Genomic DNA, 20,662 nt, shown 5'->3' with positions numbered 1-20,662 from the left:
GGGGCGGCGCCGACGAATGAAAATAAAGTGTTCCAAACCGGAGTGACGACTTGAAAGCCAAACTGGGCATGTCCCCCATCGCATGGTGGAACGACGATCTTGCGGAGCTCAGCGACGACGTGTCGTTGGAGGAATGTTTGCGCCAGTCGCGTTCGGCCGGTTTCACCGGCATGGAAATGGGCCGGCGTTTTCCAAATGATCCCGATGTCATGCTGCCGATCCTGAAGGCAGCCGACGTGACGCTGTGCGGCGGCTGGTTCTCGGGCACGCTCGTCGACGAGGAGATGGGCAAGAACAAGGACCGCATCCAGCCGATGATCGACCTGTTCAAGGCGGTCAACGCGCCCTGCATCGTTTATGGCGAGGTCGGCCGCTCCATCCAGGGTGACCGCTCCAAGCCGCTCGCCACCAAGCCGAAGCTTTCGGACGACGAGATGAAGGCCTATGCGACGCGCCTCACCGAATTCGGCGAATGGTGCGCCGAACAGGGAATGCCGCTTTCCTACCACCATCACATGGCGGCCGTGGTCGAGACCGAACCGGAACTCGATCAATTCATGCGCTATTCCGGCGCCGGCATTCCGTTGCTGCTCGATGCCGGACATCTGGCCTTTGCCGGTGGCGACGTGCTGCGCGCCATCGACAAGCATCATGAGCGCATCAGCCATGTGCATGTGAAGGATGTGCGCATGGACGTGATCGACAGGCTCGACCGGACGAAGCAGTCCTTCCTCGACGCGGTGGCGCTTGGCGCCTTCACCGTGCCGGGCGATGGCTCGCTGGATTTCGGCGCCATCGTGCAGCGGTTCGCCGATCATGGCTATGAAGGTTGGTTCGTGGTCGAAGCCGAGCAGGACCCGAAGAAGAACCCGCCACTCAAGATGGCGCAGGTCGGCCACAAGGAATTGATGCGGGTGATGACGGCGGCCGGCTACACGGTGGAGACGCAAGGGTTTCCCAATGCCTGACGTGTGGGCCTGACGTGTGGACCTGCTCGTGGTGGTTCTCGCTGAGCCAGGCTTGCTGTAGGTTGGCCCGATGAAAGATTCCGAGCACCCCTTCTTCCGCCCGCTGTGGCGACGTGTCGCCGTCGTCGCGGTCTGCGTCATCTGGTCCGCCATCGAGTTCGCCACCGGCACGCCGTTCTGGGGCGTCATCGCGCTCGGCTTCGCCGGCTATGGCCTCTGGCAGTTTTTTTATCTCTACAAGCCGGCCGAGGATGCCAAGACCACGACCGAGCCGAAGGAATAACCGTCCATGGCCCAGAAGGCTTACGGGTCGGGCACTGCGCGCATGACTGATAGCGTGCGTTGGAAATTAGCCGAAACGCCTCTCGCGTCGTCATCCTGGGGCGGAGCAAGGAGCGAAGCGACGCGGCGCAGACCCCAGGATCCATGCCGCGACGTAAAAACAGCGGCTGCGGTGCAGAATTTCGCTCCGCTGCTCACTTCGATTGGGGCTACGGCATGGATCCTAGGGTCTTCGCGACGGAGCTTCGCTCCTGCTTCGCCCTAGGATGACGAAGTTTGGGAGGACCCGGCCAAATCTTCAAGGCCTGCGATAGTCCATCGAAACAGTAGGTGCCAATCCCGTGTCATGGAATTTAGGAGAGCTGCCAATGTCGAAACTGCTGCTCAAGGCCGACAAGGGTCATGGCCGCGTCGCCCATGTGACGCCGAAAAGCGCCGGCTGGACCTATGTCGGTTTCGATTTGCACCGGCTGAGGCCTGGGGAAACTGCTTCGGGCCAGACAGGGGATCGCGAGATCTGCCTGGTGTTCGTCACCGGCAAGGGCACGGTCAAGGCCGGCGGCAAGGATCTCGGCCTGCTCGGGCAGCGCATGTCGCCCTTCGAGGGCAAGCCCTGGTCGGTCTATGTGCCCGTGGGATCGGAGTGGTCCGTGAGCGCCGATACGGAGTTGGAACTCGCGGTCTGCTCGGCGCCGGGCCTTGGCGGCGGGCTGCCGGTGCGGGTGATCGGACCGGATGATCTCGGCCAGGAGGTGCGTGGCAAGGGCACCAACACGCGCTACGTCACCAACATCTTGCCGGAAGGCAAGCCGGCCGATTCCTTGCTGGTGGTCGAGGTCATCACGCCCGGCGGCCACACGTCGAGTTATCCCCCGCACAAGCACGACCAGGACAATCTGCCTGCTGAATCCTACCTCGAGGAGACCTATTATCACCGCCTCAACCCGCCGCAGGGCTTTGCCTTCCAGCGCGTCTACACCGACGCCGACAAGAATGGCCATCGCGCGCTGGACGAAGCGATGGCGATCGAGGATGGCGACGTCGTGCTGGTGCCCAAGGGCTATCACCCCTGCGCCGCCTGCCACGGCTATGACCTCTACTATCTCAATGTCATGGCCGGGCCGAAGCGGACATGGAAATTCCACAACGCGCCCGAGCACGAATGGCTGATGAAGGCCTGACCGTTGCGCGTTTAAGGATGAACCCGTTGGTCCAGATCGGGAAAAATCGTCGGCTAAGGACCCGCGGGGTCGATTTGCCTTCGAAAACCCTTCAAAGCTTCGTCAATCCGTCATGGAAATCACCTATGGCAACGGGCTGACGAGGATCTTCGATGCGCTACGCCATCTATTTCACCCCCCGGCAGGACGAGAAGCTGGCGCGGACCGCCGCGAATTGGCTGGGCCGCGATCCGTTCGGCGCGGCGACAAGGCCGGTTGAGGCGGTGGGCGACCTGTCGGCGGCGGAAGTGGCGTTCCACACGGCTTCGGCTCGCCGCTACGGCTTTCACGCAACGTTGAAAGCGCCCTTCCAGCTGGCTGCCAACGAGACGGAGACCTCGTTGCGCACGGCACTCGATGCTTTTGCCGAGACAACTTCGACAGTGACGATCCCCCGCCTCGTGGTCAGCCAGATCGACGGTTTCTTCGCACTGGTGCCGGAGGGACCGCTGCCTCCGCTCAACCGCTTCGCCGACGAGGTGGTGCGCGATTTCGACCGGTTTCGCGCGCCGCTGAGCGAAGCCGAGATCGAGCGGCGCAGCCCGGATTCACTGAAGCCGGCCGAGTTCCGCAATCTGTGCCAATGGGGCTATCCCTATGTCATGGACACCTTTCGCTTCCACATGACGCTGTCAGGCCGGGCGGGGCCACAGGAAAGCCCTCGTCTTCGCCTAGCAATCGACAGCGTGTTCGCCGAGGTGCTGCAACAGCCGGTGCTGGTGGATGCGCTGACGCTGTTCGTCGAAACCGAACCGGGCGCGCCGTTCATGGTGCTTTCCCATCACGCACTCGGGCGCCGGCCCGCCAGAAAAACCGCCTGACTGGTGTCTACGCCAATAACCAAGGACTGCCTGAAATGACCGCCGAGACCGTTCTCCACAATGCCCGCATCGTGCTTGCCGACGAGATCGTCGAGGGGTCGCTGGTGCTGCGCGACGGCTTTATTGCCGGCATCGATGCCGGCCCAAGCGCCGGCATTGGCCGGACCGGCGAGGACATGGGCGGCGACTATATCATTCCGGGACTGGTCGAACTCCACACCGATCATCTCGAGGGCCACTACGCGCCGCGGCCGAAGGTGCGCTGGAACCCGATCGCCGCCGTGCTTGCCCATGACGCGCAGGTGGCGACCGCCGGCATCACCACCGTGCTCGATGCGCTGCGCGTCGGCATGGACGAGGACGCCGACATGACGTCGGCCGACATGCGCAAGCTGGCCGACGCGATCGAGGACAGTGTCCGGCAGGATCGATTGCGCGCCGACCATTTCATCCATCTTCGCTGCGAGGTTTCGGCGCCGGATTGCCTCGCCGCCTTCGCGCATTTCGACGGCGACGAGCGAGTGAAGCTGGCATCGCTGATGGATCATGCGCCGGGCCAGCGCCAGTTCGTCGATCTTGAGACCTATGCCTATTACTACCAACGCAAGCTGAAGCTGACCGACCGCGACTTCAAGCTGTTCTGCGACAAGCGGATGGAGGAATCGGCGCGCAATTCGGCACCGAACCGGGCGGTGATCGCCGCCGCGTGCCAGGAACGCGGCATCGTGCTGGCCAGCCATGACGACGCCACCACTGGCCATGTCGACGAAGCGATCGAGCAAGGCGTGCGCGTCGCCGAGTTCCCGACCACAGAGGAAGCCGCCAGGGCCTCGAAAGCAGCCGGGCTCGGCGTGCTGATGGGCGCGCCCAACGTCATGCGCGGCGCCTCGCATTCGGGCAATGTCTCGGCCCGCACGCTGGCCGGCGACGGCCTGCTCGACATATTGTCGTCCGACTACATCCCCTTCAGCCTGATCCAGTCCGCTTTCTTCCTCGGCGACGTCGTCGAAGGCATTTCCTTGCCGCAGGCGGTCGCGATGGTGTCGAAAAACCCGGCCGAGGCGGTTGGCCTGACCGACCGCGGCGTCATCGAGCCGGGCCGGCGCGCCGATCTGGTGCGCGTGCGCGTCGACGACCATGTTCCGGTGGTGCGCACCGTCTGGCGGCAGGGGCTTCGGGTCGCATGATGGCGTCGGCCTCGATCGAGCGTGAACTGTCCGCCGAGACGTTTCCGATCCGCAACGGCGTCTTCGTCGCCGTTGTCGGCCCAAGCGGTGCCGGCAAGGACACGGTGATCGGCTACGCCCGCGCCCGCTTCAATGAAGAGACAAGGCTGGAGTTCGTCCGCCGCGTCATCACGCGTCCGAGCGATGCCGCCAGCGAGGATCACGACACGCTGGCCGACGCCGCCTTCGTCGACGCCGAGGCCGACGGCGCCTTCGCCATCGCCTGGGAGGCGCATGGCTTGCGCTACGGCATTCCGGCCGATGTCGACTGGTCGGTCGGCAATGGCCGTGTCGCGGTGGCGAACGTGTCGCGCGCGATCATCCCCATCTTGCGCGAACGCTATGCCAATCTGGCCGTCGTCGAGATCACCGCCTCGCCGCAGGTATTGGCCGAACGGCTGGCGATGCGCGGCCGCGAGTCGCGCGGCGAAGTGCTGGCGCGCCTGGCACGCAACGCCAGTGTCACCCTGTCCGGCCCCGGCGTCACCTCGATCGACAATAGCGGCCCGCGCGAGGCGGCCGGCGAGCGCTTCGCCGAGGTGTTGCGCAAGGCGATGGCCTTTTCCGACATGTCGGGCTTGATCTAGGTCGGCACCTCGCCCTTTCGTGTGCGGTGGGCAAGGAAAGCCCCCACCCCGGACCTGCGGTCCGACCCTCCCCACAAGGGGGAGGGTAAGAGCAGCTATTCCGCGGCGGCGCCGGCGACGTTCTTGCGGGCGGCATCGACCATGCGCCGCCTGGCCCGGAACACGCCCCATTGCTGGTCGATCAGCACGCCGATGAGGATGACGCCGCCCATCACCGCGAAGTTGAGGGAGGAGGGAATGCCGAGCAGATTGACAAGGTTCTGCAATTCCTGCAGCAGCACGGTGCCGAGGATGACGCCGATCAGCGAGCCTTCGCCGCCGCGCAGCGAGAAGCCGCCGAGCACGGCCGCGGCGATGGCGTAGAGTTCGTAGAACTGGCCGTGGCTGGCCGGCGAGATCGAGCGCGTGTACATGGCGAAATAGATCGCCGACAGCGCCGTCAGCACGCCGCAGATGACATAGGCTGCCATGACGACGCGACCGGTGCGGATGCCCGAATATTTCGCCGCCTCCTCGTTCTTGCCGATGGCGTAGAGATAGCGGCCGAACACCGAGCGGTGCAGCACCACCCACATGACGATGGCGATGACGATCAGTGCGAAAAAGCTGTTCGGCACGCCCCAGGAGCGGCCGGCGGTGAGGAATTCGAGGTCGGGAAAATTCTGGCCGAAGCCGAAGCCGGCGGTGCCGTCGGCGGTGTAGAAGCGGGCGACGCCGCGATAGATCAAGAGGCCGCACAGCGTCACGACGAAGGGCTGCAGCTTCAGCCTTGTGATCAGCCAGCCATGCACCAGGCCGATGATGGCGCCGAGCAGCAGGATCAGCACGAAGGCCAGCGGCCAGTCCATCTCGCGCACGGCGATGAAGTCGATGAACAGCGTTCCGAGCAGCGCCACCACCGAGCCGACCGAAAGTTCGATGCCGCCGGTGATGATGACGAAGGCCTGCCCGATCGACAGGATGCCGAACAGGCCGATCAGGTTCGAGGTGTTGGCGAGATTGATCGGCAGCAGGAAGCGCGGATTGATGATCGCCACGACGGCCCCGACCACCAGGATCAGGATCAGCAGGCCGAGGTCTTTCTTGCTCATCATCGTCTCCCCAATGTCTGCCTGAGCGGCAAAACAAAACGCTATTTCGGCTGCTTGCCCACTGCCAGCAGCAGCACGTTTTCCTGGCTGAACTGGTCCTTGTCGAGGATGCCCGAGATCTGGCCCTCATGCATGACGGCGATGCGGTCGGACACGCCGATCACCTCTTCCATGTCGCTGGAGATCATCAGCACGGCGACGCCGGCATCGGCCAGCGCCCGCATCAGCCCGTAAATCTCCGCCTTGGCGCCGATGTCGATGCCGCGCGTCGGCTCGTCGAGGATCATCACCCTTGGGTTCATGGCCAGCCATTTGCCGAGCACGACCTTCTGCTGGTTGCCGCCCGACAATGTGCCCGTGCGCGTCTGCACGGAAGGCGCCTTGATGCCGAGATTGCTCTTCTGCTTCTCGGCGGTCGTGGTTTCGGCACTGGCCGACACCAGCCGATGGCGCGAATGCGCCGGCAAATTGGGCAGCGAAATATTCTGGGCGATCGACAGGTCGAGCAGGATGCCGGTCAGCTTGCGGTCTTCCGGAACGAGAAAAATGCCGTGCGCCACGGCATCGGCCGCCGAGCCGAGGACAAGCGGCTTGCCGTCGAGTTCGAGCGTGCCGCCAAGGCTGCCGTCGATGCCGAAGAACACCCGTGCCAGTTCGGTGCGGCCGGAGCCGACGAGCCCGGCAAGGCCGAGGATTTCGCCGCGCCTGACGTCGAGGTCGACCGGACGGCTGGGATAGGCGGGGGTGCGGGTGGCCTTGGCCGATAGAGCGACGGCACCGGGGGCACGCGCGGCCTCGGAAGCCTTCTCGCGCTCCTTCAGCATGCGGCCGATCATCAGCTTGACCATCTGGTCGTGGTTGATGTCGCGCTTCTGCAAGGTGCCGGCAAGCATGCCGTCGCGCAGGACGATGACGCGGTCGGCGACGCGCTCGACCTCGTGCAGGCGATGCGAGATGAAGATGACGCTGATGCCGTCCGCCTTCAGCGCCTTGATGACGTCGAGCAGCTTCTCGGTTTCGGCGAGCGGCAGGCTCGACGTCGGCTCGTCGAGGATGACCAGCCGCGCCTTGATCGACAGCGCCTTGGCGATCTCGACCATTTGTTGCTGCGCCAGCGACAGGTCGGCGACCTGCGTGTCGGGGGAAAAATTGGCGCCGACGCGCTTCAGCAGCGGCGCCACCATGGCGCGCAGCCTGGCGCGGTCGACAAGCCTGAGCGGCCCGGCGCGCAGCGGCTCGCGGCCGAAGAAGATGTTGGCGGCGACGTCGAGATTCTCGAAAAGGTTGAGTTCCTGGTGGACGAAGGCGATGCCCGAACCAAGGCTGGCTTCGACGCTCAGCCCGCCATGGGCGGTACCGTCGACGATGATCGTGCCGGTGTCGGGCGTGGTGACGCCGCCGAGGATCTTCATCAAGGTCGATTTGCCGGCGCCGTTTTCGCCGACCAGGCCGATGACCTCGCCCGGCCTGACCTCCATGGAGAAGCCGTCGAGCGCGACGACGCCCGGATAGGTCTTGCGCACGTTCTCGAGGCCGAGGAACGGGGTGGTCGCGGCGATGGATGTGTCGGAATAATTCATCATGCCTGACAGCAATTGGCGGGCCGGCCTTTAGGCAGATTGACGGGCCCTGAGGGGCCCGTCAACAACAAGCGAGGCAATATCAGCGTCGCGCTGCCCCTCATCCGCCTGCCGGCACCTTCCCCCGTGAAGAACGGGGAGAAGGCAAGGTGAGGGGCAGCACCAACGCCAATCAGTTTCCAGCCATCGCCTTCAGATTGGCGGCGTAGGCGTCGACGTCGTCCTTGCCGATGATCTTGGTCGGGATGATGATCAGATTGCCGTCCGGGATGCCCGACTTGTCGCCCTTGAGATAGGAGGCCATCAGCTTCATGCCCTGATAGGCCCATTCGAAGGGCTGCTGCACGACGGTGGCGGCAATGGTGCCTTCCTTGACGCCGCCCAGCGTGATCGGATCGTCGTCGAAGCCGACGACGGTGATCGAGCCGAGCTTGCCGGCGTCGCGCAGCGCTTCATAGATGCGCGGCGTGTTGTAGGAGTAGAAGCCGACCATGCAGGTGACGTCGGGGCTGGCGACCAGCGCGTCCTCGACATTCTTCTTGGCGCGCGCCTGGTCGATATCGTCGCCGCGCACGTCGACGAGTTCGATCTTGGTGCCGGCCAGGCCGTCCTTCATGCCCTGGATGCGCTCCTTGGCATTGTCGGCGCCGAGCAGGCCGACGAAGCCGAGGCACTTGCCGCCGTCCGGCATCGCCTTCTTGGCGATCTCGGCGGCCTGCTTGCCGGCATCGACGTTGGACGAGCCGATATAGGCGACGCGCTTGGTCTGCGGGGCGTCGCTGTCGGTGGTGAACAGCGCCGTTTGCGAGGCGATCTTGTTCAGTCCGTCGGTCGAGGTCTTGGGATCGACGGCCGAGACCATGATGCCCTTGACGCCGGCGGTCACCAGATCGTCCATCAGCCGCTGCTGGATGGCGACCGAGGACTGCTCGGGATATTTCAGCTCAAGCGTGTAGTCGGGCAGCTCGCCCTGCGCCTTCTTGACGCCGGCTTCGGCGGCCTTCCAGAAATCGGAAGCGCCGTTGACGACGAAGGCCAGCGTCGGCTTGTCGTCGGCGCGCGCGATTGCCGTCGCCGTCAGGCCGACTGCCAGCGCGGCGGCGGCCATGGATGCATTGCGTATCATGGATTTCATGTTCAACCTCCCGTTTTGGCCAGTCGTTCGACTGGCCGGTCTTGCTCACCTCGATTTGCCGTCTGCGGCTTGGACGCCCTCCTCCTCAAGGCTTTCCCGGCAACGAAAGAATGGCGTCGTCCCAGCCACGATCGTGGACTTTAGAGACTCATTCCTCATTCGTAAATAGTCCGATTTGTCTGACATATCACATGTCCGAGACCAGGCTTGCGGGGCAATATCCGCTTGCCGTCGGGCCGTTTACGCGCGCTTTCTCGCCACCCCAGACCCAAAGGGCCGGACGCGACGGATTGACGGTACAGCGCATCCTTGTATTAGTAAACAGTATTAGTTGGCGGCCTTGCGAGGGCATCCGGCCTCTCTCGCCGCGCGTCGGCCAAGCGGCACCGCCGTCCCGCACGGAGTCCAAGCCCGGCAGTCCCCTGTATTTCGCGCGGGACTCAGGATTGCATGGCCCATCGGCGACGAAGCTGCTAATAGCTATAAACGCCGCGGCGGTTTTCTATAAATCGGCGACGTCACGCGGCTTGTCGGCCGCCGGCAAGCAGGCCCGAGACCGGGGACACGAACGCGATGAGCGAGACGATGGACGATACGGCAAGGCGGCGCAAGGCGGCGGCGAAAAGCGCCAGGGGTCGCGTCACGATGACCGACATCGCCCGCGCCGCCGGCTGCTCGCAGGCGACCGTTTCGTTCGTGCTCAACAATTCGCCCGGCATCCGTCTGTCCCAGCAGACCCGCGAACGCGTGATCGAGGCGGCGCGGGCGCTGGGCTACAGCGCGCCCGCCTTCCCGGCGCTGCGCGAGCCGGTTGCCGCCTTCGAGGGGCCCGACGGGGTGATCGGCTTCGTCGTGGACCAACTGGCCACCAGTCCCGAGGCCGTCGTCGCCATCGAGGGCGCGCGCCAGGCCTCTTGGAATGCCGGCAATGTGCTTCTGGTGGCGCAGACCATGGGCGACGCCGTGATGGAGCCGCGCGCCATTTCGGCGCTGACCAGGCGGGGCATTTCGGCGCTGATCTACATGACCATCTTCACCCGCGAGATCACGGCGCCCGACTATCTTTACGGCCTCGACATCCCGGTGATCCTGCTCAACTGCTACACGGCGGATTATGCCTTTCCTTCCGTGGTGCCGAGCGAGATCGCCGGCGGCCAGAGTTCCACCCGCCATCTGATCAGCCGCGGTCACCGCCGCATCGCAACCATATCAGGCGAGCCGTGGATGCAGGCCGCGCAGGACCGGCTGAAGGGCTATCGCCGCGCGCTCGCAACCGCCGACATCCCGTTCGATCCGGAGTTGGTGGTCGAGGGCGACTGGTCGGCCAGCGCCGGCTACGCCGCGACCGTGAAGCTGCTGGCGCTCAAGGACCGCCCGACCGCCATCTTCTGCCAGAACGACCGCACCGCGATCGGCTGCTACGAAGCGCTGAAGGAAGCCGGCCTGCACATTCCGCAAGACATTTCCGTGGTCGGCTACGACGACGAGGAGATCGCCCGCCATCTTTTCCCGCCGCTGACCACCTCGATCCTGCCGCACATGGCGATGGGCCAATGGGCGATCGAACAGCTCGAAGCGCCGGCGGGACGGGGGCGGTATCCGATCACCAAGCTGGAGTGCCCGCTGGTGGAAAGGGAGAGTGTCGCGACGATCAAGGGGGCAGTGTAAGGGCCGTCGTGGTTGGCGAAATCGCCCTGACCGGCTGCCGACGCAGCGAGGTCATCGGTCTGCGTCGCGGCGAAGTCGATGTCGAGGGTAGTTTCCTACGTTTGGCCGACAGCAAGGAGGGGGCATCCGATCGGACTGCCGGTTCTGGAATACCTCGAGGGTCGCCGCGAACTTTAAGGCGCGCGCGCGAGATCGAAGGCTCGCTTAGGAGCCTGTCGTGACGACCCGCACGAAGTACCTTGATAAGCCTGTTGCCCTCGAAGCCGCGGTCGGCTGCCATCTCGTGCGACAGGCCGATCACTTCGAATGATGGCGCGCCCACTTGCGAAAATCCGTCTGAACATGAAGCCTAAGAGCTACTCCAGGTTGCCATTCAGCCTATTGAACACTGCGCTCCGCTACGGTCACACCATCCGTTACTCTGTCACTCGGGTGCAGCACCACACGATCGCCCGCACCAAGGCCTGACAGAACCTCCGCCGTCCGATTGTTTCGCTCACCGACCTTTAGGATGGTTGCGCGTGCGCGGCCATCCTCGAGCGCGAATACCGCCCAGTCGTTCCCTTTTCGGAACAGTGCGCCCACCGGCACGGTCAGGACGTCATCGGCTTTCCAGATCGTGATCTGCACGATCACCCGATAATCGTGTCCCAGAGCCGACCATTTCGCGGGAGGGTCGGTGAAGTCGATGGTCGTGCGGACGCGTTGTTCCTCGATGCCAAGTGCGGAAACCTTGGTGAAACCGGCGGGATCGACGCGGGAGACGCGGCCCTGGATTGGCGGGCCACCCCAATTGTCAATCCAAACGGGCGCGTCTTGTTTGATCCGGACAGCGTCGGTCGACAACAGGTCCGCGACGATTTCGAGATCGAGCGGATCGCCGACTTCGATCAGCGGTGCGCCGGCCTGGACCACTCCTTCGCTCTCCTGGATGATCTTCAGGACGCTGCCCGTCACGGGAGCGCGCAACTGTATGCAGCAGGCGGGATCTGGCTCCGGCGCGGCGCCCGACTGTTCACCGAGTCGGGCTGCAACGCTGCCACGCTCGTTTCGGCGGACCTCCAGCTGAGCCTTCGCACTGGCCAGGGCCGCATCATTGGTTTCGACGTCGAACTTGGCTCCGTCGAGGGTTTTGAGAGAGATCGCCTCGGTGCGGGCAAGCGCTTCGGCCCGCCCGAGCTCCGTTCGCGAAAATACAAGCGCGGCCTCGATACGGCGTATTTCGGCTGCCGCAAGGTTTACCGTCGCATCGGCCGCAGCCAACGCCGCCCGCAGCTCCTCATGCGTGCGTGCATCGTGAAAGCTCGGCAACGTCGGTTGCATCACCGCCATGACGGTTTCGTCCTTGGTGACGTGGTCTCCGATGTGGCGGGGTGGAGAGATCCGCAGGACTTTGCCGGCAATCGGGGCTGACACCGTATAGACGTGACGCACCTGCGTTTTCGCCTCGTCATCGATCGTGACCTCCATTGGACCTTTCGTCAGCGTTGCCAGATCCACTGCAATCGGTTGCGGCCATGCGAACCAGACAGCGCCGGCAGCCAACGCCAGCAAGGCCGCAATTCCCACCGTTCGTTTCATCCAGATCGCGCGCATGGTTCAATCCCGTGTCTTGAGAACGGTGACAAGGTCCAGCTCGTTGAGCCTTCGGCGAACGACGAGCGCGGAAAGCACGGCCGCGGCGATCACGATCGTGCTGGCGAAGACGTAGGTGGACTGCTCAACGATCAGGCGCACCCGCATCAGTTCGCCGGCCAGGTTCTTCTGCATGATCGCAGCAAGACCATAGCCAATGAGCCATCCAGGCGGCTGCGCGATCAATGTGAGCAGGGCGAGTTCCAACAGGAGGATGCGCAACACTTCACTCCGGGTGAAGCCAAGGACGCGCAAGCTGGCCAACTCCCGCGCCCGTTCGGAAAGCGAGATCCGGGCGCTGTTGTAGACGACACCGAACGCGATGACGGCAGCCAGCCCGGTGTAGATGCTGGCCATTGTCGCGATCAGCAAGGCAACCAATTTGCGGAAATTCGCAAGCGACACACGCTGCAGTGCCAGACCACCGACAATGGGGATGTCCTTGATAGCAGCATAGAACGCGTCCCGGCTGCGCTGGTCGAGGCTGACATTGATGCTGTTCACCGAGGGCGCTTCGCGCATCAGGCGTGAGAGCGTCTCTGAATCCATCATTCCGCGGATGCCGAAATAATCTTCGACCAGGGCTGTCACAGGAACGACAACGGTCCGCCGCGTTCCTTCGAGGAGGTCGACTTCGACGGAATCGCCGACCCTCACGCCAAGAATCTTGGCAAGCATACTCGAAATCGCCAGGCCCGCTTCCGGCAGGACGACCGGACGCAGGTCGACATCGATAATCCGGTTCAGATCGGCGTCGCGCGGCCTGCCGCTGATCATGATCCGGCGCTCGACGTTTCCGTTCCTTATGCGAACGGGCACCTCACGGTAAGGCTCGGCGGCGAGAACGCCCGGAAGCCGCGCGATCTGCAGGACGACGTTCAGCGGGCGTTTTTCCACAAAGCTCACGGTGGCGTCCTGTCGGTCGGCCAGGAAATACGTCACGTCGATGAGTTGCTCCATCGCATCGCCTGTAAAAAGGGAAACGATCAGGATGGCTGTCGCCAGTGCAATTCCAAGCGTCGTGAATAAAGATCTGAGCGGATGGCGAGTGATGTTGCGCAACATCATTGTGGTCGGCTGCGAGATGACCCTGTCGAGCGTGAAGCTCGCAGGCAGCAGTCGCCGATAGCGCGGAGGCGCTGGCGCCTGCATCGCGACGGCAGGCGCCAATCGCACGACTTCCCGAAGTGCACGGACCGCCCCGATGATTGCTGCGATGAGGCTGAGCGCGGCGGCAATGACGTAGAGGTCCGGGCTCTTGGTGAAGACGAGGAACGGAAAATGGAAGAAGTCTCCGAAAAGACCGGTGATGCGCATGCCCAGCCAGGTGCCCGCTGCACTGCCGATCAAAATGCCGATCATCACGATGGCGATGACGAACTTGAGGTAGTGCGTGACGATGCTGGCGTTGTTGTAGCCCAGCGCCTTCATGAGCCCGATCTGCTCGCGCTCCAGAGCAACGAGCCGACTGAGCGTGAGATTGACCAGAAATGCCGACACCAGAAGGAAAATCGGTGGCAGCGTCCGGCTCATATTGTTGAGCATGTCGAGTTCGTGGTTAAGCCAGGCATGCGAGGTCTGGTCCTTTCGGCCATAGGCCGCTCGCCCACCGTATCGCTCAAGCATCGCATCGAGACGCATCATGACCTCGCTCTCGGACGTGCCACGCAGCAGCTTCAACGAAACGGACGAAAACGCATCGTCGAGGTCATAGACGCTGGCCAGCGCCTTTTCCGACATCCAGATAAGGCCGAAGCGGCGGTCGTCCGGCATGATATCGCCGGGTCCGACCGCATAGATGAACTCGGGAGACAGCACGATCCCGACAATCGTCAGTTCGCGCTTTCGGCCGTTCAATATTGCCGAGAAGCGGGCCCCAGGCTGAAAGCCGTGTGACAAGGCAAAGCCTTCGTTCACGACGACCTCTTCGGCTCGTCCAGGCTCTGGCATGCGACCAACGCGCATGTAGAGCCGGTTAAGCGAAGCGCCATCGCTCCGCGGCAGGGAAATCACTTCGCCCGTCGCCGGCTCCAGATAGCCCGGTATGTCGATAAGCACGAGCTTCGCTATTCGCGCGTCGACCGCAGCAACGCCAGGAATCTCTGCAATCTGGTTGACGAGGGTCCTTGGCGCGCGGCTCACCGTGGCAAAGACGTCAGCAAACCGGTAGCGCTCGTAGTATGCGGTGCGCGTTTCGTCGAGGGAACGGTAGGAACCGACCGCGAGAATGAGCGTCGCCACGCCTCCGCCGATGACGAGCGCAATCGCCAGCGCTTGCGCCCAGAGCCGGCCGAAGTCGCGAAGAAGCTTGATGTCGAGCGCGCGCATCCGGATCACCAGACAAGCTCGGCGGCAGTCCGGCGCACCTGGTTCTTGGCAGTTCTGGAGATTTGGCCGTCGGCGAAAAACAGCACGCGGTCGGCGACATCCTGGATGCTGGCGTTGTGGGTGATGATCAGTGTCGTGGTGCCAAGCTGCGCATTGATGCCGAGCAACGCCTCGATCACCCGAATGCCCGTCTTGGAATCGAGAGCGCCGGTTGGCTCGTCGCAGAGCAGCACATCCGGACGTTTGGCAATCGCGCGGGCAATGGCCACGCGCTGCTGCTCACCACCGGAGAGCTGAGCCGGGAAATGATGCATCCTCGCTTCGAGTCCGACTAGCGCCAGGGCCTCGTCCGGGCGCATCGGATGGTCGGAAATTTCCGTGACAAGAGCGACATTCTCGTAAGCCGTCAGGCTGGGGATCAGATTGTAGAACTGGAAAACGAACCCGATGTGCTGGCGTCGGTAGGCGGTCAGCCCCCGATCGTCCAGATTGGTCAGTTCCTGATCCCCGAAGAACAGCTGGCCGCTCGTCGCATGGTCAAGCCCGCCCATGATATTGAGCAGGGTCGACTTCCCGCTGCCCGAAGGACCAAGCAGGACGACCATCTCTCCGGCGAAAATCTGAAGGTCCAGCTCACGCAATGCAAAGACTTGCGTCTCACCTGACGCGTAGGTCTTGGTCAGCGCTCTTGCAGTGAAGACGTTGTCAGCCATGGCCGCTGGGGTGGGATGTTCGAGGCACTTTTCGTGTCGAATGCCACAGTCGCCCGTCGAGGTGAGCGCGACATTGATGCAAATCAAAACGGGAATCCCAAGGCCGTAATGCGTGCCTGAACGTCTATCGACAAGAGGACCGGATCGGAATCGGTATTTGATTTGCCTCAAATGAAATCGTGGGCAGCCACGCTAAGATATCGTCAATCGGTGCTCCGGCGCCCGTTCACGTGAACTGACTGGGGATGAGGCAGTGAGAGCAAAGGATGTAATGACTGCAAAGGTCGTTACCGTGTCGCCCGACCATAGCGTAAGGCACGCCGCCCAGATCATGCTGGATCATCGCATCAGCGGCCTGCCGGTCGTCAACGACGACAGCCGCCTGGTCGGGATTGTGAGCGAAGGCGATTTCCTGGGCAGGTCGGAACTCGGTGCCGGAGCGATCTCGCCGAATGACGCGCGTAGCTATGTGAAGGGACACAGCTGGAAAGTTGCGGACCTGATGAGTCCAGATGTCGTCGCGGCCGACGAGGAAACTCCGATAGAGCGAATTGCCGCGCTGATGCGGGAGCACGGCATCAAGCGCATTCCGATCATGAGGGGGCAGCGCCTGGCAGGCGTCGTCAGCCGTGCCGACCTTTTGCGCGTCGTAATTGCGGCGAAATTCGACGACGCCACGGCGGCAGGTGACGATGCGATCCGGCGCAGCATTCTTACACGGTTGCGAGAGGACGCACGCGTCGAAGGAGACGCGTTAACGCTCACGGTCAGCGATGGTCTGGTCCATTTTTCGGGAGCGGTCTCGTCGCAGAGTGAACGGGATGCCCTCCGCGTGGTTGCCGAGGGCGTCAGGGGCGTCAAAGGTGTGTTCGACCATCTGCATCTGGCGCGTCCGTGAGCAACGCTTCGTGGGCAAATACCTTGGTGCAATCGCAATCTTCGCACGCCAACCACCTGATGGACATGTCTGCCGAGCAAGACGATCTGGCTACGCTGCAGCGGGAGACATTCGACTACTTCATTCATGAGGCGAACCCTGCCAACGGTCTCGTTCTGGACAAGACCGAAGCGAATTGGCCCGCAAGCATCGCGGCCACCGGCTTGGCGCTGGCTTGCTATCCGGTTGGAGTCGAGCGCGGATTCATGGCGCGAGGCGCGGCCGTCGAACGCACTTTGGCAACGCTGCGTTTCTTCTGGAACAGTCCACAGGGCCCGGAGCCGGACGCCACGGGATATCGTGGCTTCTACTATCATTTTCTGGATATGCAAACCGGCCGGCGGGCCTGGCAATGCGAGCTATCGACCATCGACAGCACGCTCCTGCTGGCGGGCGCACTGGCCGCAGGGCAGTATTTCGATGCCGACACCGAGGCCGAAACGGAAATCCGCACCTTGGCGGATGCGCTCTATCGCCGAGCCGACTGGTGCTGGGCGCAGGACCAGGGAGAAACCGTCACCCATGGTTGGACACCGGAGCACGGTTTCCTGAAGTATCGCTGGGAAGGCTATGACGAGGCGCTCTTGCTCTATGTCCTGGGATTGGGTTCCCCGACACACCCCTTGCCCTGGAGCAGCTACACGGCCTGGACCTCGACCTTCAGATGGGAGCGCTGTTACGGCTACGACTATCTCTATGCGGGACCGCTATTCATCCACCAACTCTCGCACGTATGGATCGATCTTCGGGGCTTGCAGGATGCCTTCATGCGCAGCAAGGGGAGCGACTATTTCGAGAACAGCCGACGCGCCACCTACGTCCAGCAGCGCTACGCCATTAATAATCCACGTGGATTTGAGGGTTACGGCGAACACTGCTGGGGCATTACCGCAAGCGAGGGTCCTGGCCCTTCCACGCTCAAGCTGAACGGCATCGAACGCAGGTTCGAGGGCTATGTAGGGCGGGGTGTCCCGTATGGTCCCGACGATGGCACGCTCGCTCCGTGGGCCGTCGCTGCCTCCTTGCCGTTCGCTCCGGAAATCGTGCGGCCGGCGATCAGCTTCTGCATCCACCAGGCGAAGCTCAAAGCGGCCAAAGCCTATGGTTTCAAGGCAGCCTTTAATCCCACGCATCCGGGGACATCCGGCAACGCCTTTGGATGGTGGGTTTCGCCTTGGCACTTCGGCCTCAACGAAGGCCCAGTTGTCCTGATGATCGAGAACGAAAACAGCGGCCTGTTGTGGCGGTTGATGCGCTCGTGCCCCTATGTCCGCAATGGCCTGCAACGGGCAGGATTTGAAGGCGGCTGGTTGAGAGGGTTGGATCAGGAGTCGACGCCAGCTGTTTGATCGGCTTGGCCAGCTGTTTGATCGGCTTGGGCTGAATTCGGGTGGATACGACCAAGGCTGAGAAATAGGCGAGCATTGAGCCGGCGAGGGAAATCGCATTCGGCGGATGCGGAATGGGGTCCGTCCTCACGACCCTTTCAGCGCCGGCCGCCAACAGCTGCGGTGGCAAGTTTGTTCAAATAAAACTTCAAAATAATTTCGCTGAATATCGCAAATTGATCCCGATCAAAGCGGAGCGCGCGCCATCGGCCTTTGATTAAAGCTTGTCAACGCAGGAGATGATGTCATGGAAATCTCTTTCCGCGATCTTATGACAGTATTCCACGGCATGGGATTTGGGGCGCTTTTCATGCTGGCGTTTTCGGCAGCGCTTGCCGAGCTCTATCGAATGTCTGCACCTGGAGCCCCATCCATCCCAAGTGCCAGAGAACACAATCTGCTTTTGCTTTATCTCTCGGTAATGGTCGTCCTTGCCTGGGGAGCGGTGCTGTCGGGTGCTTACATTGTGTACCCATGGTATCGAGCGGCGGTGCCCCAGGGGTTACCGAGCTGGCCGATTATCCGAAGTTCCTGCTCACCTCCAGTCCAAAAACATCCGCGTGGCATAGCTTGGGCATGGAGTGGAAGGAGCATGTGGCCTGGCTTGCGCCAATTGCAATGACGATGGTCGCCTATGTCTTCGCCAAATACGGACCGGCTTTGGCCAGGCAGAAGGAAATCCGCTCGGCCGTCATCGGCTTCGCGGTCGTTGCCTTCGTGGCGACCGGGGTAGCGGGCGCTTTCGGAGCGTTTCTTAACAAATATGCTCCGGTTCGTGGTGGCGCGATGATCGAGATCATCGCCGGTGAACAGGAGGGCGAATAGTCATGGCCAATATCAACCCTATCAGGACTGACGAGATTCCCAACGGCTCAGGTGCGGCCGCAATCTTGGCCGCCGGAATTGGGTGTGCTGCGATGGGGATTTTCGCCCTAGCCGGGGATGCCTTTGCATCGCTCAACCACTTCTTCACGTTCTACACACCGACCGGTGGCTTGTCCGGCGTCTCGACCAGCGCGGTCATCGTTTGGCTAGTCGCCTGGTTTGTCCTTTCGCGCAGATGGGCCGGGAAGAATGTGGAAATGGGAAAAGTGGTTTCTGTATCCTTCGCCTTGTTGGCGGTGGGCGTATTACTGACCTTTCCGCCTGTCATGGACCTTATCCAGGGCAAATAGAAAGATACTGGCCTGAGTTGGGCGCGGGCTTGGTCCGTCGAAAGCGGGCCGCGCCCGCGCAATTCATGGCCTCTCCCGTGCCACCGGCACACGCATCCCGTTCGCGATGCATGACGATGGAAAACAGCCTATTCAGTTGCTTCCCGGCCGCTCACCTCTTCTATGAGGATCCGGAAGAAAACGTGCGGCAAGCTATCTGACACGGGAGGCATAACGGGCTTGAGCGCACCGGGCTCCCACCACTCCACATGCCTGCTCAACACTGACCACGCGTGACCGCGCTGAAGCTCGTGGCCGACCTGATCAGGCAGTTCTTCAAAGCGGCCGTCGACAATCACGCTTCTCCATCCGCGTCCCTGGGTGTGTTCGATGATCTGGGCGCACACCAAGGGGTTGGCGCGCATCCAGTCGATCTTCTTGCCCGGCAAAGAGAATGCATAGAGGTGGTTGTCGGCGTAGGCGTAGTTGAAGCAGACCACATAGGGTTGTCCGTCCTTCGCGCATGCCAAGTGGCCGACGCGATTGGCTGCCAGCATTTTCGTGCATTCCAAAGTGGAGAGCGTGCGGATCAGCATCGATGCGACCCTCCTGTTTCTTACATTTCACATCTTGGCAGTTCCACTCGCAATGACCTGGATCAAATCGCTGCGTCCGTTTGGTTAGCAGGGGCCGGTCGCGCTTCCTGACGCTCTGGCGCCGGCGGTGGCCGCAGCCTCAGGCTTGCGATTGCGGCGAGACCCATGGCCGCGGCTGCGACCAGGAAGGCGGCGCCCTCCAGACGATGGGAACCAAACAGCAGGCCGGCGGCCGCGGAACCCACTGACAGCCCGAGACTGACCGCTGCCGACTGGATGCCGAGTTCCATGCCTTGGCTTCGTGCGCTGATGCGCGACACCCAGTAAGCGAGCAGCGGGCTGATCACGCCGGCCGAAGCCGAAACAGCAGAAACCGCAAACAGCATTTCCCTGAGCGCGGCAAGTTTCGGCATAGCCGCCAGACCGACCGCCATCACTAGGAAGGCTGGGGGCACAAGCGACCTTGCCGCTGCCGGTTTGACGAGCGGCGAAAAGACGAGGCCCTGGACCGCAAACATCACGACGCTGCAGGTTGCGAACATGAGGCCGAGCGCAGCGGGACCCATGGCGAGTTCAACGTTTCGCAAGGTGAGCCCGACCTCGAATGCGCCAAGCCCTGCGGCAGCCACAGCAGCAAGAGCGAGCAGCCGCAGCTCTCCGGGTGCAAACATCGGTGAGCCGCTCTTGCTCACCTCGGCACGGGCCCCCGGCAGCTTGTCAGGCAGCGCAAACCACACGCCAAGGGCTGCTACTGATGCGAGGCCGGACGCAAGGAAGAAGGGACCGCTTGCGGCGCGACAGCCGCCACGCCCAAGTCGAAATTCAGTTCCGCAGCGAGCCCGCCGAGCATCGGCCCGACCAGGAAGCCTGCGATCGATGCCATGCTCATCCAGCCGAATGCTCTTGTTCGTCGATCGTCCTCGCCTTCGGTGTCGGCCCCACCTTCGGTGTCGGCAATGAACGCAAGAGCCGTTGGTCCTACGGCAGCCGCGAAGCCGCCATTCAATATCCGCCCGACATAAAGAACGAGCAGATTCGGTGCCAGCGCCGAGGCCGCCAAGGTGACGGCAAAGCCGGTCAGGCCGACGACAAGGACAGGTCTGCGCCCGATCGAATCCGACCACTTCCCCCAGAGGAAAGCGGCGCCCACCGGCGCGGCGACATAGGCAGCGGTCAAAAGGCCAATCTGCCGCGCATTGAATGCCGGGTCGGTGGACCCGGCAAGCCGCTCGACCATCATCGGCAAGACCGGCAAGACAATTCCGTAGCCGAGCGCAACGACGAAGGCCGAGGCAAGAAGTGAGCCCACGACCCAACTCGACGTCGGCAGGCG

20 protein-coding genes are annotated in these 20,662 nt (G+C 62.8%); 11 read left to right on the top strand and 9 right to left on the bottom strand.

What is annotated here, in order from left to right; translation table 11 throughout:
* The first annotated feature begins 50 nt into the window (after nt 1-50).
* The 6 genes from iolE (at nt 51) to phnN (ending at nt 5,104) form a co-directional block, all read left to right on the top strand.
* A complete protein-coding gene (gene iolE / locus NKJ26_RS17620) occupies nt 51-968 on the top strand; it encodes a myo-inosose-2 dehydratase (protein WP_352603791.1) in 918 nt (305 codons plus the stop codon).
* Between the two features lie 70 nt (nt 969-1,038).
* On the top strand, nt 1,039-1,251 hold the full coding sequence (locus NKJ26_RS17615) for a DUF3329 domain-containing protein (RefSeq protein WP_352603789.1): 213 nt from the start codon (nt 1,039-1,041) through the stop codon (nt 1,249-1,251).
* Nucleotides 1,252-1,618: 367 nt separating this feature from the next.
* Nucleotides 1,619-2,431 carry a 5-deoxy-glucuronate isomerase gene (gene iolB, locus NKJ26_RS17610; protein WP_352603787.1) on the top strand — a complete coding sequence of 271 codons (813 nt, stop codon included), beginning with the start codon at nt 1,619-1,621 and terminating at the stop codon, nt 2,429-2,431.
* A 152-nt stretch (nt 2,432-2,583) separates the two neighbouring features.
* A complete protein-coding gene (locus tag NKJ26_RS17605) occupies nt 2,584-3,291 on the top strand; it encodes a DUF1045 domain-containing protein (protein WP_352603785.1) in 708 nt (235 codons plus the stop codon).
* Nucleotides 3,292-3,326: 35 nt separating this feature from the next.
* Complete coding sequence (locus tag NKJ26_RS17600) at nt 3,327-4,478, top strand: alpha-D-ribose 1-methylphosphonate 5-triphosphate diphosphatase (RefSeq protein WP_352603783.1); 1,152 nt, start codon at nt 3,327-3,329, stop codon at nt 4,476-4,478.
* On the top strand, nt 4,475-5,104 hold the full coding sequence (phnN, locus tag NKJ26_RS17595; RefSeq protein WP_352603781.1) for a phosphonate metabolism protein/1,5-bisphosphokinase (PRPP-forming) PhnN: 630 nt from the start codon (nt 4,475-4,477) through the stop codon (nt 5,102-5,104). The genes NKJ26_RS17600 and phnN overlap by 4 nt, the downstream gene beginning before the upstream one ends.
* A 95-nt stretch (nt 5,105-5,199) precedes the next feature.
* On the opposite strand, the gene NKJ26_RS17590 is transcribed toward phnN, so the two are convergent.
* The 3 genes from NKJ26_RS17590 to NKJ26_RS17580 form a co-directional block, all read right to left on the bottom strand.
* Nucleotides 5,200-6,195 (bottom strand): ABC transporter permease, encoded by a 996-nt coding sequence (locus NKJ26_RS17590; protein WP_352603779.1) that lies wholly within the window; start codon nt 6,193-6,195, stop codon nt 5,200-5,202.
* A 41-nt stretch (nt 6,196-6,236) separates the two neighbouring features.
* Nucleotides 6,237-7,775 carry a sugar ABC transporter ATP-binding protein gene (locus NKJ26_RS17585; protein ID WP_352603858.1) on the bottom strand — a complete coding sequence of 513 codons (1,539 nt, stop codon included), beginning with the start codon at nt 7,773-7,775 and terminating at the stop codon, nt 6,237-6,239.
* A gap of 172 nt (nt 7,776-7,947) precedes the next feature.
* Nucleotides 7,948-8,910 (bottom strand): sugar-binding protein, encoded by a 963-nt coding sequence (locus NKJ26_RS17580; protein WP_352603777.1) that lies wholly within the window; start codon nt 8,908-8,910, stop codon nt 7,948-7,950.
* Between the two features lie 573 nt (nt 8,911-9,483).
* Here NKJ26_RS17580 and NKJ26_RS17575 point away from each other — a divergent pair.
* Complete coding sequence (locus NKJ26_RS17575; RefSeq protein ID WP_352603775.1) at nt 9,484-10,578, top strand: LacI family DNA-binding transcriptional regulator; 1,095 nt, start codon at nt 9,484-9,486, stop codon at nt 10,576-10,578.
* 378 nt (nt 10,579-10,956) lie between these two features.
* Here the strand turns inward: NKJ26_RS17575 and NKJ26_RS17565 are convergent, their stop codons facing one another.
* From NKJ26_RS17565 to NKJ26_RS17555, 3 genes are read right to left on the bottom strand one after another with little or no spacing between them, the layout of a single operon-like run.
* Complete coding sequence (locus NKJ26_RS17565; RefSeq protein ID WP_352603773.1) at nt 10,957-12,174, bottom strand: efflux RND transporter periplasmic adaptor subunit; 1,218 nt, start codon at nt 12,172-12,174, stop codon at nt 10,957-10,959.
* Between the two features lie 3 nt (nt 12,175-12,177).
* Entirely contained in the window at nt 12,178-14,541 is a 2,364-nt protein-coding gene (locus NKJ26_RS17560; protein WP_352696312.1) for an ABC transporter permease, read from the bottom strand.
* Nucleotides 14,542-14,546: 5 nt separating this feature from the next.
* The gene (locus tag NKJ26_RS17555) at nt 14,547-15,254 is read right to left on the bottom strand and encodes an ABC transporter ATP-binding protein (protein ID WP_352696359.1); all 708 of its coding nucleotides are present in this window, start codon (nt 15,252-15,254) and stop codon (nt 14,547-14,549) included.
* Between the two features lie 253 nt (nt 15,255-15,507).
* Between NKJ26_RS17555 and NKJ26_RS17550 the strand changes: the two genes are divergently transcribed.
* From NKJ26_RS17550 to NKJ26_RS17535, 4 genes are all read left to right on the top strand, one after another.
* Nucleotides 15,508-16,152 carry a CBS domain-containing protein gene (locus NKJ26_RS17550; RefSeq protein ID WP_352696311.1) on the top strand — a complete coding sequence of 215 codons (645 nt, stop codon included), beginning with the start codon at nt 15,508-15,510 and terminating at the stop codon, nt 16,150-16,152.
* Between the two features lie 59 nt (nt 16,153-16,211).
* On the top strand, nt 16,212-17,540 hold the full coding sequence (locus tag NKJ26_RS17545; RefSeq protein ID WP_352696358.1) for a glucoamylase family protein: 1,329 nt from the start codon (nt 16,212-16,214) through the stop codon (nt 17,538-17,540).
* A 633-nt stretch (nt 17,541-18,173) separates the two neighbouring features.
* Nucleotides 18,174-18,404, top strand: a complete 231-nt coding sequence (locus NKJ26_RS17540; RefSeq protein WP_352696310.1) for a hypothetical protein — start codon at nt 18,174-18,176, stop codon at nt 18,402-18,404.
* Between the two features lie 2 nt (nt 18,405-18,406).
* Entirely contained in the window at nt 18,407-18,754 is a 348-nt protein-coding gene (locus NKJ26_RS17535) for a hypothetical protein (protein WP_352603763.1), read from the top strand.
* Between the two features lie 128 nt (nt 18,755-18,882).
* Here NKJ26_RS17535 and NKJ26_RS17530 read toward each other — a convergent pair whose 3' ends face one another.
* The 3 genes from NKJ26_RS17530 to NKJ26_RS17520 all read right to left on the bottom strand — a co-directional run bounded on the left by NKJ26_RS17530 (nt 18,883) and on the right by NKJ26_RS17520 (nt 20,638).
* The gene (locus NKJ26_RS17530; RefSeq protein ID WP_352696309.1) at nt 18,883-19,329 is read right to left on the bottom strand and encodes a pyridoxamine 5'-phosphate oxidase family protein; all 447 of its coding nucleotides are present in this window, start codon (nt 19,327-19,329) and stop codon (nt 18,883-18,885) included.
* A gap of 62 nt (nt 19,330-19,391) precedes the next feature.
* Nucleotides 19,392-20,000: an MFS transporter gene (locus tag NKJ26_RS17525; RefSeq protein WP_352696308.1), complete on the bottom strand. Its 609-nt coding sequence runs from the start codon at nt 19,998-20,000 to the stop codon at nt 19,392-19,394.
* A 77-nt stretch (nt 20,001-20,077) separates the two neighbouring features.
* The gene (locus NKJ26_RS17520; RefSeq protein ID WP_352696307.1) at nt 20,078-20,638 is read right to left on the bottom strand and encodes an MFS transporter; all 561 of its coding nucleotides are present in this window, start codon (nt 20,636-20,638) and stop codon (nt 20,078-20,080) included.
* Between the last annotated feature and the right edge of the window lie 24 nt (nt 20,639-20,662).

The organism is Mesorhizobium sp. M0152, assembly GCF_040322415.1.
Classification (GTDB): Bacteria; Pseudomonadota; Alphaproteobacteria; order Rhizobiales; family Rhizobiaceae; genus Mesorhizobium.
The sequence above is the reverse complement of the archived record's forward strand: the minus strand, read 5'-3'. Positions and strand labels throughout refer to the sequence as shown.

What these genes read in the sequence shown, in the direction of transcription:
- NKJ26_RS17535 (WP_352603763.1), top strand. Translation starts at nt 18,407, where the DNA reads ATGGCCAATATCAACCCTATCAGGACTGACGAGATTCCCAACGGCTCA.
- NKJ26_RS17565 (WP_352603773.1), bottom strand. Translation starts at nt 12,174, where the DNA reads ATGCGCGCGATCTGGATGAAACGAACGGTGGGAATTGCGGCCTTGCTG.
- NKJ26_RS17530 (WP_352696309.1), bottom strand. Translation starts at nt 19,329, where the DNA reads ATGCTGATCCGCACGCTCTCCACTTTGGAATGCACGAAAATGCTGGCA.
- NKJ26_RS17525 (WP_352696308.1), bottom strand. Translation starts at nt 20,000, where the DNA reads ATGTTTGCACCCGGAGAGCTGCGGCTGCTCGCTCTTGCTGCTGTGGCT.
- NKJ26_RS17600 (WP_352603783.1), top strand. Translation starts at nt 3,327, where the DNA reads ATGACCGCCGAGACCGTTCTCCACAATGCCCGCATCGTGCTTGCCGAC.
- phnN (WP_352603781.1), top strand. Translation starts at nt 4,475, where the DNA reads ATGATGGCGTCGGCCTCGATCGAGCGTGAACTGTCCGCCGAGACGTTT.
- NKJ26_RS17590 (WP_352603779.1), bottom strand. Translation starts at nt 6,195, where the DNA reads ATGAGCAAGAAAGACCTCGGCCTGCTGATCCTGATCCTGGTGGTCGGG.
- NKJ26_RS17605 (WP_352603785.1), top strand. Translation starts at nt 2,584, where the DNA reads ATGCGCTACGCCATCTATTTCACCCCCCGGCAGGACGAGAAGCTGGCG.
- NKJ26_RS17560 (WP_352696312.1), bottom strand. Translation starts at nt 14,541, where the DNA reads ATGCGCGCGCTCGACATCAAGCTTCTTCGCGACTTCGGCCGGCTCTGG.
- NKJ26_RS17615 (WP_352603789.1), top strand. Translation starts at nt 1,039, where the DNA reads ATGAAAGATTCCGAGCACCCCTTCTTCCGCCCGCTGTGGCGACGTGTC.
- NKJ26_RS17585 (WP_352603858.1), bottom strand. Translation starts at nt 7,775, where the DNA reads ATGAATTATTCCGACACATCCATCGCCGCGACCACCCCGTTCCTCGGC.
- NKJ26_RS17555 (WP_352696359.1), bottom strand. Translation starts at nt 15,254, where the DNA reads ATGGCTGACAACGTCTTCACTGCAAGAGCGCTGACCAAGACCTACGCG.
- NKJ26_RS17580 (WP_352603777.1), bottom strand. Translation starts at nt 8,910, where the DNA reads ATGAAATCCATGATACGCAATGCATCCATGGCCGCCGCCGCGCTGGCA.
- iolB (WP_352603787.1), top strand. Translation starts at nt 1,619, where the DNA reads ATGTCGAAACTGCTGCTCAAGGCCGACAAGGGTCATGGCCGCGTCGCC.
- NKJ26_RS17545 (WP_352696358.1), top strand. Translation starts at nt 16,212, where the DNA reads ATGGACATGTCTGCCGAGCAAGACGATCTGGCTACGCTGCAGCGGGAG.
- NKJ26_RS17575 (WP_352603775.1), top strand. Translation starts at nt 9,484, where the DNA reads ATGAGCGAGACGATGGACGATACGGCAAGGCGGCGCAAGGCGGCGGCG.